This window comes from Micromonospora sp. WMMA1947, from assembly GCF_027497355.1.
Classification (GTDB): Bacteria; Actinomycetota; Actinomycetes; order Mycobacteriales; family Micromonosporaceae; genus Micromonospora.
This window is the reverse complement of the sequence record NZ_CP114909.1, coordinates 2,834,828-2,846,479: the sequence shown is the minus strand read 5'-3', so window position 1 is coordinate 2,846,479 and position 11,652 is coordinate 2,834,828. Positions and strand designations below refer to the sequence as shown.

The 11,652-nt window shown below is 71.2% G+C and carries 12 protein-coding genes; 11 read left to right on the top strand and 1 reads right to left on the bottom strand.

The genetic code is table 11. The features are described 5' to 3' along the window. Window positions 1-231: 231 nt before the first annotated feature. From O7604_RS13735 to O7604_RS13710, 6 genes are all read left to right on the top strand, one after another. Window positions 232-780 carry a Uma2 family endonuclease gene (locus O7604_RS13735; protein ID WP_281579797.1) on the top strand — a complete coding sequence of 183 codons (549 nt, stop codon included), beginning with the start codon at window positions 232-234 and terminating at the stop codon, window positions 778-780. 67 nt (window positions 781-847) lie between these two features. After that, on the top strand, window positions 848-2,284 hold the full coding sequence (locus O7604_RS13730) for a TldD/PmbA family protein (protein ID WP_281579796.1): 1,437 nt from the start codon (window positions 848-850) through the stop codon (window positions 2,282-2,284). Beyond that, window positions 2,281-3,699, top strand: a complete 1,419-nt coding sequence (locus O7604_RS13725) for a metallopeptidase TldD-related protein (protein WP_281579795.1) — start codon at window positions 2,281-2,283, stop codon at window positions 3,697-3,699. The genes O7604_RS13730 and O7604_RS13725 overlap by 4 nt, the downstream gene beginning before the upstream one ends. 227 nt (window positions 3,700-3,926) lie before the next feature. Beyond that, window positions 3,927-4,748, top strand: a complete 822-nt coding sequence (locus O7604_RS13720) for a hypothetical protein (protein ID WP_269704134.1) — start codon at window positions 3,927-3,929, stop codon at window positions 4,746-4,748. 10 nt (window positions 4,749-4,758) lie between these two features. Beyond that, window positions 4,759-6,672: a fumarate reductase/succinate dehydrogenase flavoprotein subunit gene (locus O7604_RS13715; protein ID WP_269704133.1), complete on the top strand. Its 1,914-nt coding sequence runs from the start codon at window positions 4,759-4,761 to the stop codon at window positions 6,670-6,672. After that, window positions 6,672-7,778, top strand: a complete 1,107-nt coding sequence (locus O7604_RS13710) for a succinate dehydrogenase/fumarate reductase iron-sulfur subunit (protein ID WP_281579794.1) — start codon at window positions 6,672-6,674, stop codon at window positions 7,776-7,778. Before O7604_RS13715 ends, O7604_RS13710 begins: the two co-directional genes overlap by 1 nt. Window positions 7,779-7,882: 104 nt before the next feature. Here O7604_RS13710 and O7604_RS13705 read toward each other — a convergent pair whose 3' ends face one another. Continuing rightward, window positions 7,883-8,323: a (deoxy)nucleoside triphosphate pyrophosphohydrolase gene (locus O7604_RS13705; RefSeq protein ID WP_281579793.1), complete on the bottom strand. Its 441-nt coding sequence runs from the start codon at window positions 8,321-8,323 to the stop codon at window positions 7,883-7,885. Between the two features lie 184 nt (window positions 8,324-8,507). On the opposite strand from O7604_RS13705, the gene O7604_RS13700 reads away from it, so the two are divergent. The 5 genes from O7604_RS13700 to O7604_RS13680 all read left to right on the top strand — a co-directional run bounded on the left by O7604_RS13700 (window position 8,508) and on the right by O7604_RS13680 (window position 11,477). Then, window positions 8,508-8,816, top strand: coding sequence for a 4a-hydroxytetrahydrobiopterin dehydratase (locus tag O7604_RS13700; RefSeq protein ID WP_018784696.1), 309 nt, complete (start codon window positions 8,508-8,510; stop codon window positions 8,814-8,816). Between the two features lie 32 nt (window positions 8,817-8,848). After that, the gene (locus O7604_RS13695; protein ID WP_013288454.1) at window positions 8,849-9,211 is read left to right on the top strand and encodes a PH domain-containing protein; all 363 of its coding nucleotides are present in this window, start codon (window positions 8,849-8,851) and stop codon (window positions 9,209-9,211) included. Between the two features lie 23 nt (window positions 9,212-9,234). Further along, window positions 9,235-9,948 (top strand): ElyC/SanA/YdcF family protein, encoded by a 714-nt coding sequence (locus O7604_RS13690; protein ID WP_269704128.1) that lies wholly within the window; start codon window positions 9,235-9,237, stop codon window positions 9,946-9,948. A 206-nt stretch (window positions 9,949-10,154) separates the two neighbouring features. Next, the gene (locus O7604_RS13685; RefSeq protein WP_269704127.1) at window positions 10,155-10,886 is read left to right on the top strand and encodes a class I SAM-dependent methyltransferase; all 732 of its coding nucleotides are present in this window, start codon (window positions 10,155-10,157) and stop codon (window positions 10,884-10,886) included. A gap of 96 nt (window positions 10,887-10,982) precedes the next feature. Then, window positions 10,983-11,477 carry a GNAT family N-acetyltransferase gene (locus O7604_RS13680; protein WP_269704126.1) on the top strand — a complete coding sequence of 165 codons (495 nt, stop codon included), beginning with the start codon at window positions 10,983-10,985 and terminating at the stop codon, window positions 11,475-11,477. Window positions 11,478-11,652 lie beyond the last annotated feature (175 nt).

Genomic DNA, 11,652 nt, shown 5'->3' with positions numbered 1-11,652 from the left:
CCCCTTCGGTGATGAAGAGAACCTACAGGAAATCCCCAGAGGCGAAAATAAGCTACATCGAGCGGCCTGTCAGCGGCCTGAGCGTAACGACTGGGTTTCCGTCTCGCACGCCCGTCACCTGGGACATCCACATCCGCGACTGGCCGTGGTCGCCTCATCGTCGCACCCGTCGTGCGACGATGGTCGTGGCGATCAGGGAAGGATTCTCACCAGCACGAGGTGGAGGTGACCATGACCGCGGCGGTGTTCGGCCACGACGGCCCGTGGACCGAAGAGGAGTACCTCGCTCTCGGCGAGACGCAGGAACGCGTCGAATTCTTCGACGGGAGCCTCTACGTGACCCCAGGTCCCACCCCGCTGCACCAGAACATCTCCGGTGAGCTGCGGGCCGCACTCCGGGCACCGGTGCGCCAAGCCGGGCTTCGCGTACTGGAAGCGGTGAACGTCCGGCTCAGGCCGGGCCGCATTCCGATCCCCGACCTCGCCATTGTCGACGACATTGATCTTCGGGTTCCCGTGATCGAGGCGAGCAGCGTCCGGCTGGTGTGCGAGATCATCTCCCCGAGCAACGCCGCCACGGACAAGGTGCTCAAGATGCACTACTACGCTGCCGCCGGCATCGAGTGGTATCTCCTTGTCGACCAGGAAACCCTGACGATGCACCTTTACCAGCGGCAAGGAGCGCACTATGTCGAGCGGTCCGTCACGAAGGCCGGCGAGGTGCTGGAGCTGACGGATCCGGTCCACGCGACGATCCGGCCTGAGGGTCTGCTCGCCTGACGGATTTCGGTGCACTGGCCTAGGGTCGGCGCATGAGCGAGCGTCAGCAGGGCAACGGAGTGCCGGCATGAGCGAGTTCGACGCGGCGACCGCCGCCGTCCAGGCCGCCCTCGACGCGGGCGCCCGCTACGCCGACGCCCGCGTCATGCACCGCCGCTACGAGTCGATGTCGGCACGCAACGGCGACATCGAGGAGCTGAGCCAGGAGGAGAGCATCGGGCTGGGCGTACGCGCGCTTGTCGGATCGGGGTGGGGCTTCCACGCCGTACCCGATCTGTCCGACGCGGCGGCCCGCGACGCCGGCCGGCGCGCCGCGGCGATCGCCACCGCGAGCGCGCGGGTCCCCGGCCCGCCGATCGACCTGGTACCGGTCGAGGCGACGGTGGCGAGCTGGGCCTCGGACTGCGTCGTCGACCCGCTCGGGGTGCCGCTGTCGGACAAGGGCGACCTGCTGGTCCGCGCCACCACGACGATGCGCGAGCACGGGGCCGACCTCGCCGAGGGGCTCTACCAGATCTGGGACACCTCGAAGTGGTTCGTCTCCAGCGAGGGCCACCGGATCGACCAGCGCATCCGGGAGTGCGGCGGCGGCATCTCGGCCACCTCGATCGGTGCCGGCGAGACCCAGCGGCGGTCCTACCCGAGCTACCGCGGGCAGTACGGCACCACCGGCTGGGAGCTGGTCACCTCGCTCGACCTGGCCGCGCACGCCGCGCGGATCGCCGAGGAGTCCCGCGAACTGCTCACCGCGCCGCCCTGCCCGGCCGGCGAGACCGACCTGATCCTCGGCGGCGAGCAGCTCGCGTTGCAGATCCACGAGTCGGTCGGGCACGCCATCGAGCTGGACCGCATCCTCGGCTGGGAGGCGGCGTTCGCCGGCACGTCCTGGCTCGACCTGGCCCGCCTCGGCTCGCTGCGCTACGGCTCCGAGCTGATGAACGTCACAATCGACCCGACCATCCCGGGCGCGCTGGGCAGCTTCGGCTACGACGACGAGGGCTCGCCGGCGGTCGCCCGGGACGCGGTCCGCGAGGGGCGGTGGGTCGGGGTGCTCGCCGGCCGTGACTCGGCCGCCGTCGCCGGCCTGGACTACGGCGGCAGCGTACGGGCCGACGGCTGGGCCCGGCTGCCGATGGTGCGGATGACGAACGTGGGCCTGGAACCCGGCCCGCACACGCTCGACGAGATCATCGAGGCGACCGACGACGGGGTGCTGATGGACATCAACCGGTCCTGGTCGATCGACGACAAGCGGCTCAACTTCCAGTTCGGCTGCGAGGTCGGCTGGGAGGTGAAGAAGGGCCGCCGGGGGCGGATGCTGCGCAACCCGACCTACACCGGCATCGGGCCGGTCTTCTGGCGCTCGATGGACATGCTCTCCTCGGAGACGGTCGCCTGGGGCACGCCCAACTGCGGGAAGGGGCAGCCCGGTCAGGTCGGGCACACCGGTCACCCGGCCGCGCCGGCCCGGTTCCGCGGCGTCCGGGTGGGGGTGCGGGCATGAGCGAGCGCAGCGTGAGCGCCGAGCTGGAGATCGCCGCCGGGGTGGTGGACCTGGTCCGGCGTACGGCCGGTCCGGGTGCCGAGGCCGAGGTGCTGGTGACCCGCTCCGACCTGGCGCTGACCCGGTTCGCCAACTCGTTCATCCACCAGAACGTGTCCGAGACCGGTGTCTCCGTACACCTGCGGTTGCACGTGGACGGGCGGACCGCGACCGGCAGCGGCAGCCGGGTCGAGGCCGACGGGCTGGCCGCCCTGGTCGAGCGGACCCGGGCGGCGGCCCGGCTCGCGCCGCCCGACCCGGCCTGGCCGGGGCTCACCGCACCGGTGCCCGTGCCGTCGGGCGCGGCCGTCGACGAGGCGACCGCCTTCGCCTCGCCCGACGAGCGGGCCGAGCGGGTACGCGCGTTCGTGGACGCGGTCGACGGGCTGGAGGCGGCGGGCTACTGCCGCACCGGATACCGGTCGGGGGCGTTCGCCAACTCGGCCGGCCACACGGCCGTGGGCCGGGCGGCCGAGGCGGCGATGGACGGCATCGCCCGGGCCGGCGGCGCCGACGGGGTCGCGCGGCTCGGCGCCGACCGGCTGGCCGACCTCGACGGCGCGGCGCTGGGTGCCCGCGCGGCGGCGAAGGCGCGCGCCGCGGCCGACCCGGTCGAGCTGCCGCCCGGGCGCTACGAGGTGGTGCTCGAACCGGCAGCCGTCGCCGACCTGCTGCAGAACCTGGCCTGGTACGGCTTCAACGGCAAGCGGTACGCCGAGCGGCAGTCCTTCGCCGAGCCCGGTACGGCGCAGTTCGACCCGGCTGTGACGCTGGTGGACGACCCGCTGCACACCAGTACGCTGCCGTTCGATCTGGAGGGCACGCCGCGGCGGGCGTTGCCGCTGGTGGAGGGCGGCACCACCGGGTCGTTGGCGTACGACAGGCGCGGCGGCGCCGAAGCGGGCACCCCATCGACCGGGCACGGCATGCCGGGCAGCGCGACGTTCGGCCCGATCCCGCACAACATCCGCCTGCTGGCGGCAGGTGCCGACGCCGGCGTGGAGTCGGCCGCCGGGCCGGTGAGCGCGGGCGTGACCGGGGCGGTCGGCGACCCGGACACCGCCGCGCTGGTGGCCGGGATGCGGCGAGGGCTGCTGGTGAGCGACTTCTGGTACACCCGTGTGCTGGACCCGAAGCAGCTCGTGGTCACCGGGTTGACCCGCAACGGGGTGTGGCTGGTCGAGGACGGCGTGCCGACCCGGGCGGTGCGCGACTTCCGGTTCACCGAGTCGTACCCCCGGGCGCTGGGCCCGGGCCGGGTGCTCGGCCTGGGCCGGGCGGCGGTGCGTCAGCCGGGCCGGGTCGACGGTTCCTGGTACGAGGCACCCGCGCTGCGTCTGTCCTCCTGGCACTTCACCGGCGGCGCGTCCGGGTGACCCGGCGCGCCGCCCGGCGCGTCAGGCAACCGGTCGGCGCACCGTTCGACCGACCCGCCACATTGATCATGAACTGACTCTTTCCAAGCTGCGGGACACACGGGACACTGCGTTGCGCGGCCGGGCCGTGAAGATCGGCGTAACGTGTGTCACTTAGCCGCACCGGTTCGCCGGTGTGGCCTCGCGCGTGCGCAGGACGTGACAGTGACGTCAGGGAGATGACTCGAATGACAACTACGTCGGCCAGGACGCCGAGACCGCAGCCGCGGGGAGGGCGGGCACGCGCCGCCATCGCGGCGAAGACGTTGCGGACCGACAGATGGTGGCTCGCGCCGCTGATCACCGTGGTGGGGCTCAGCGCCTGGGTCATCTACGCGACAGTCCGGGTCTTCATGCACAAGTGGTACTGGGTGGAGCAGTACCACTACCTGACGCCGTTCTACTCCCCCTGCGTCACCGACCGTTGTGTCGAGGGCTCCTCGCACTTCGGCCAGTTCCTGCCCGGCTGGTGGATCATCCCGGACGCGGCGCTCACCCTGCCGTTCCTGCTGCTGTTCCGCCTGACCTGCTACTACTACCGCAAGGCGTACTACCGGTCGTTCTGGCTGTCGCCGCCGGCCTGCGCGGTGCCGGACGGGCACCAGTCGTACAGCGGCGAGACGCGGTTCCCGCTGCTCGGGCAGAACCTGCACCGCTACTTCTTCTACGCCGCGGCGATCATCTCGCTGATCAACACCTGGGACGCGATCCTGGCCTTCCACTCCCCCGAGGGCTTCGGCTTCGGCCTGGGCAACATCATCCTGCTCGGCAACGTGGTGATGCTGTGGGCGTACACGATCTCCTGCCACTCCTGCCGGCACATCATCGGCGGGCGGCTCAAGCACTTCTCCAAGCACCCGATGCGCTACAAGGCGTGGACCGGGGTGTCCTGGTTGAACGTCCGGCACATGCAGCTCGCCTGGATCACCCTGGGCACCCTGGCGCTCACCGACTTCTACGTGATGGCGGTCGCCGCCGGCTGGATCAACGACCTGCGGTTCATCAACTGAGAGCCTGGACATGACTGAGACGCGAATCGAACGACACCACTACGACGTCGTCGTGATCGGGGCCGGTGGCGCCGGCCTGCGCGCGGCGATCGAGGCCCGGCTGGCCGGCAAGAAGACCGCGATCATCTCGAAGTCGCTGTTCGGCAAGGCGCACACGGTGATGGCCGAGGGCGGCGCCGCGGCCGCGATGGGCAACGTGAACTCGCGCGACAACTGGCAGGTGCACTTCCGGGACACCATGCGCGGCGGCAAGTTCCTCAACAACTTCCGGATGGCCGAGCTGCACGCCAAGGAGGCGCCGCAGCGGATCTGGGAGCTGGAGACGTACGGCGCGCTGTTCGACCGCACCAAGGACGGGAAGATCTCGCAGCGCAACTTCGGTGGCCACGAGTACCCGCGCCTGGCGCACGTCGGCGACCGGACCGGCCTGGAGCTGATCCGTACGCTCCAGCAGAAGATCGTCTCGCTCCAGCAGGAGGACAAGCAGGAGTTCGGCAGCTACGACGCGCGGATCCGGGTCTTCTCCGAGACCACGATCACCGAGCTGCTGCTCGACGGCGACCGCGTCGCCGGTGCGTTCGGCTACTACCGCGAGTCCGGCGAGTTCGTCCTGTTCGAGGCGCCCGCGGTGGTGCTCGCCACCGGCGGCGTCGGACGGTCCTACAAGGTCACCTCGAACTCGTGGGAGTACACCGGCGACGGCCACGCGCTGGCGCTGCGCGCCGGGGCCACCCTGATCAACATGGAGTTCCTCCAGTTCCACCCGACCGGCATGGTCTGGCCGCCCTCGGTGAAGGGCATCCTGGTCACCGAGTCGGTACGCGGCGACGGCGGCGTGCTGAAGAACTCCGAGGGCAAGCGGTTCATGTTCGACTACGTCCCCGACGTGTTCCGCAAGCAGTACGCGGAGACCGAGGAGGAGGCGGACCGCTGGTACACCGACCCGGACAACAACCGGCGTCCGCCGGAGCTGCTGCCCCGCGACGAGGTCGCCCGCGCGATCAACAGCGAGGTCAAGGAAGGCCGGGGTACGCCTGCCGGCGGCGTCTACCTGGACATCGCCTCCCGTAAGTCGGCCGACGAGATCCGCCGCCGCCTCCCGTCGATGTACCACCAGTTCAAGGAGCTGGCCGACGTCGACATCACCAAGGAGCCGATGGAGGTCGGCCCGACCTGTCACTACGTGATGGGCGGCGTCGAGGTGGACCCGGACTCCGGCGCGGCGTACGGCACGGTACGCGGGCTCTACGCCGCCGGTGAGGTGTCCGGCGGCATGCACGGCTCCAACCGGCTCGGCGGCAACTCCCTGTCCGACCTGCTGGTGTTCGGCAAGCGCGCGGGCGGGCACGCGGCCACGTACACCGATCAGCTCACCACCCGCCCGGCGGTGTCGGTGGCGGCGGTGGAGGCCGCCGTGGAGACGGCGCTGGCGCCGCTGCAGCGCGACACCGGTGAGAGCCCGTACCAGCTCCAGCAGGACCTCCAGGCGGTCATGGGCGACCTGGTCGGGATCATCCGGCGCGAGGGTGAACTCGCGGACGCCATGCGCAGGCTGGCCGAGCTGCGGGAGCGGGTGGCGAAGGTGAGCGCGGTCGGCGGCCGGCGCTACAACCCGGGCTGGCACCTGGCGCTGGACCTGCGCAACATGCTCGTGGTCTCGGAGTGCACCGCGATGGCGGCGCTGGAACGGCAGGAGTCGCGCGGCGGGCACACTCGGGAGGACTACCCGGCGATGGACCCGAAGTGGCGCAGCGTCAACCTGGTCTGCTCGCTGGACGGGGACGCGGTCCGGCTGACCCACAAGCCGCTGCCGAAGATGCGGCCGGAGCTGATCGGGCTGTTCGACCGGGCCGAGCTGGCCAAGTACCTGACCGACGAGGAACTCGCCGAGTTCGACGCCCTCACCGAGGAGGCGAACAACTGATGGGAAACAAGCGCCAGTTCCGCATCTGGCGGGGCGACGAGACCGGCGGCGACCTGAAGGACTACACGGTCGAGGTGAACGAGGGCGAGGTGGTCCTCGACGTGATCCACCGGCTCCAGGCCACCGAGGCGCCGGACCTCGCGTGCCGGTGGAACTGCAAGGCCGGCAAGTGCGGCTCCTGCTCGATGGAGATCAACGGCAAGCCGCGGCTGGGCTGCATGACCCGGATGTCGACGTTCGAGGAGTCGGAGACCGTCACGGTCACCCCGCTGCGCACGTTCCCGGTGATCCGGGACCTGGTCACCGACGTCTCGTTCAACTACGAGAAGGCCCGGGAGACCCCGGCGTTCGCGCCGCCGGCCGACGTGGCGCCCGGCGACTACCGGATGCAGCAGGTCGACGTCGAGCGCTCGCAGGAGTTCCGCAAGTGCATTGAGTGCTTCCTGTGCCAGAACGTCTGCCACGTGATCCGTGACCACGACGAGAACAAGCCGGCGTTCTCCGGTCCCCGGTTCTTCATCCGGGCGGCCGAGCTGGACATGCATCCGCTCGACGCGCGCACCGACCGCCGGGAGTACGCGCAGTCGGACATGGGACTCGGATTCTGCAACATCACCAAGTGCTGCACCGAGGTCTGCCCCGAGCACATCAAGATCACCGACAACGGAATCATCCCCATGAAGGAACGGGTCGTCGACCGCAGGTACGATCCCCTTGTGTGGCTCGGTAACAAGATCTTCCGGAGGGGTCAGGTGCCTCAGACCAGCGCGACCAGCGGGCATTCGAGCGGTGCCGTCACGTCCGGAGGGGCGCAGAGCGGGGCGCACGCGCACGGCGGCGGTTCGCACGCCGGCGGGGTGCACTCGCACGCGGGCGGCTCGCACGACAGCGCCGCGGAGCGTCAGGCCCAGCAGGGCGTCAACTGGCACCGCGAGGTGCCGCACCCGACCGCCCCGGCGGTGGACGCCAACGGCAAGCTGCCGCTGACCGAACTGACGTTCAACAAGGCCGCCGCGCCGTCGCCGTTCGGCGACGACGTGACGTTCCCGCTGCCGCCCGAGCACCTCAACTTCGCTCACCCGCAGCAGGACGAGCCGAAGCACTGAACAGCAGCACGACGACGGGGGCCAGCGGCACGCGCCGCGGGCCCTCGTCCCGTTTCTGCCCGGCTGTCCGGTTCACCGGACGGCCCGGCTCGCGCCGCGTTCGCTCAGGGGGTGTCGAGCAGCGGGCGCAGCGCGGCCACGATCGGCACGTCGGCCGGCAGCCAGTCGACGCTGTCCAGGTCGGCGGCGGAGAGCCAGCGCAGGTCGGCGTGCTCCAGGGCCTTCGGCTCGTCGCCGTGCAGCAGGCGGGCGGCGTAGACGCGCAGCACGGATCGGCCGTGCGCCATCCGTACGTCCCGGCCGACGCGCGCGCCGATCGCCACCCGTACGCCGAGTTCCTCGACGCACTCCCGGGCCAGCGCGTCGGTCTCGGCCTCGCCCGGCTCGACCTTTCCGCCCGGGAACTCCCAGCGCCCCGCCACCTCGGGGGGCGCGGAGCGCTCGCACGCCAGCACCCGGCCGCCCTCGATGATCGCCGCCCCGACGACCACCCTCGGCTCCCGCCGGTCGGCCTGCCCGCTTCCGCTAACCCGTTCGGTCCGCACGGGCCACCAGCGTGCCAGATCAATCGGCGGTTTGGGTAGCTGCGTCGTCCGTCAGGTCAACAGAACACGGAAGTGTGGGCGTGGACACACCATCTGAGTGGCGAGAGACTAGAGGGCGTCGACTGGGACACGGGATGGCGACGATTTGGCCACAAGCCGGCAACGACGCCTGGGAGGTGCGGTGATGCGCGTGCTGTTCAGCGGCCGTGCGAAGCACGACTACCTCAGCGACGCCCTGGCCCTGCTGTCGGGATGGACGCGCGAGGGCGAACAGATCCGCCGCACGATCGTCCTCGACGACACCCAGCACGCCGCGCTCACCGAGCGGGTCGCGGTCGTGGCCGACGCGCTGCGGCTGCGCCCGGAGATCAGCCGCCGGGCCGATCGTACCCAGATCCGGCTGGGCCACGGCGACGGCGAGCCACTCACCGAGGGTGAGGTGCTGCTCGCGGCGCGCATCGAGGACGCGGTCCGCGCGGTCACCGAACCCTGACCCACTGGCACGCCCCGCCTACCCTCGGGTGCATGTCTGGCCCCACGTACGACCGCAAGGAACAGTTCCAGCAGATCCAGAGCGGGCTGCTGCCCGGTGAGCAGATCATCGCCGTCTACGACGCGGTGGGCACCGGCACCGGCTTCATCGGCCTGACCGACCGGCGGGTGATCATCCAGGACCGCTCCTTCGTCGGCAAGCGGTACGCGATCACCAGCATCCCCTACTCGAAGATCACCAGCGTGAGCGTGGTGAGCAACAAGTCCTGGGGTGGTTCGTTCTTCTCCACCGGTTCGATCGCCGTGCACGTCGGCACGCACACCTACGAGGTCGAGTTCCGGGGCGCACAGAAGAGCCACCACGTGCACAACGTGATCCTGCACCACATCTCCTGACCCGCCCTGGCACAATCGCCGCCATGCGACGGCTCACGGCGCGATGGCGGGCCTGGCGGGGCGACCGTCCGCGCGCCGTACGCCTGGTCCGCCGCCTCCTGGTGCTCGCCACCGCCGCCGTGGTGCTGCTGGGCGCCGCCACGGCCGCCAGCGCGGTCTGGGTCCGCGACGCCGCCGAGGGCCGCCTGTTCGACGCCGCGGACGCGCCGGAGACGCCGGTGGCCCTCGTGCTGGGCACCAAGGTGAACCCGGACGGCACGCCGGCGCCGTTCCTCGCCGCCCGGCTGGAGATCGCCCGCCAGTTGTACGCCGCCGGCAAGGTCAAGGTGCTGCTGCTCTCCGGTGACCACATGAACTGGGACTACGACGAGCCGGACGCGATGCGGCGCTGGCTCGTCGACCGGGGCGTCCCGGCGGACAGGACGGTGCTCGACCACGCCGGGTTCGACACGTACGACTCGTGCGTCCGCGCGCACCGCGTCTTCGGGGTCCGGCGGGCCACTGTGGTCACCCAGTCGTTCCACCTGCCGCGCGCGGTGGCACTCTGCCGGGACGCGGGCATCGACACCGTCGGCGTCGGCGACGACACCGCCCGCCGGTACGCCGGCCAGTGGCGGATCAGCTCCACCCGGGAGTACGGGGCGTGCGTCAAGGCCGCCGTGGACGTGCTGACCGGGCGGGATCCGGTGCACCTCGGCCGCCGGGAGACCGCTGTGGACGACGCGCTGCGGGCGTAATCCGGTTGTCCCCTCGGGCGGCCGCTGGTCTGCTGGACCCCTCGAAGCCGACCGGAGGGAGCACCGCCATGCCACACGCTGCGAAGCCCAGCCGACCCGTCGTCACCTCATCCGAAACGAGGCTTCGTGTTGTCGTACCCCATTCCGGCGCAGGTCACTGACCTCGCGCCGCGTCCTGCCCCTTCCGCCCGGCGGGAGGGCGTGTGATGTCCGTCTTCGACGATCCCGGCCTGTTCGGCCGGCTCTGGGCCGCCACCTACGACGGCCCCGGCAATCCCGACCCGGCCCCGGCCGTCGACTTCCTCGCGCCGCTGGCCGACGGCGGCCCGGTGCTCGAACTCGCTGTCGGCACCGGCCGGGTGGCCCTGCCCCTGGCCGCCCGCGGCATCGCCGTGGAGGGCGTCGAGGCGTCCCCGGAGATGGTCGCGCACCTGCGCGCCAAGCCGGGCGGCGCGGACATGCCCGTCACCATCGGCGACATGGCGGACGTCCCGGTCGCCGGGCCGTACCGTCTGGTCTTCCTGGTGTTCAACACGCTGTTCAACCTGGTCTCCGAGGAGCGCCAGGCGGCGTGCTTCCGCAACGTCGCCCGGGTGCTCGCGCCCGGCGGGGCGTTCGTCATCGAGACCTTCGTGCCCGACCCGGCGGACTTCGACCGGGACGAGCAGGTCCAGGTGCGGGAGGTGACCGAGGACTCGGCCACCATCCGCGTCCACCGGTACGACCGGGCGGCGCAGACGTTCGTGCGGCAGACCGTCACGTTCGACGCCTCGGGCGTGCACCTCAAGCCGTTCGCCATGCGGTACGCCTGGCCCGAGCAGATCGACGAACTGGCGGAGCGGGCCGGGTTGCGGCTCACCGAGCGGTACGCCGACTGGGACCGGTCGCCGTTCGACGCGGACAGCCGCTCGCACATCTCCGTCTACCGGCGGCGGTAGCGCTTCCGTCGAGGGCCGGGGTCTCGCGTCCCGGCCCTCGACCTGCGCCGATACGCTGACGGCGCCGGTGTCCGCCGTCCCGGCCGGGAGGTACCGATGACAGTCACCGTCGCCGCCATGGACGACTCGCACGCCGACGCCGTGCTGGAGATCTACCGCCTCGGCATCGACGAGGGCAACGCCACGTTCGAGACCGCGCCGCCGGACTGGGCGCGCTTCACCGCCACCCGCCTGCCCGGCCACCGCTGGGTGGCGCTCGACGAGGCCGGCGACGTGCTCGGCTGGGTGGCCTGCTCGGCGGTCTCCGACCGATGCGTCTACGCCGGTGTGGTGGAGCACTCCGTCTACGTGCACCCGCGGGGGCGCGGGCGCGGGGTCGGTCGGGCACTGCTGGACGCGCTGATCGCCTCCACCGAGGCGGCCGGGATTTGGACCATCCAGTCCGGCGTGTTCCCGGAGAACACCGCCAGCCTCGCGCTGCACGCGACGTGCGGCTTCCGCGTCGTCGGCACCCGCGAGCGGGTGGGCCGCCACCACGGCACCTGGCGAGACGTGACCTTGATCGAACGCCGCAGTCCCGCCGTCACCTGATCCGCCCCCGCCCCTGCCCCTGCCCGCGCCCGATGATCAAGGAGTTGGTGTCCGGTCGGGCCGGTCGGCGTGACCCGAACTCCTTGATCGCCGGCGGTTGGGGTCCCCTGTGGCACTTGACGCCCAACCTCCGGGGTGCCATGGTTAGTTACATGAGTAATGAACCAAAGAACCG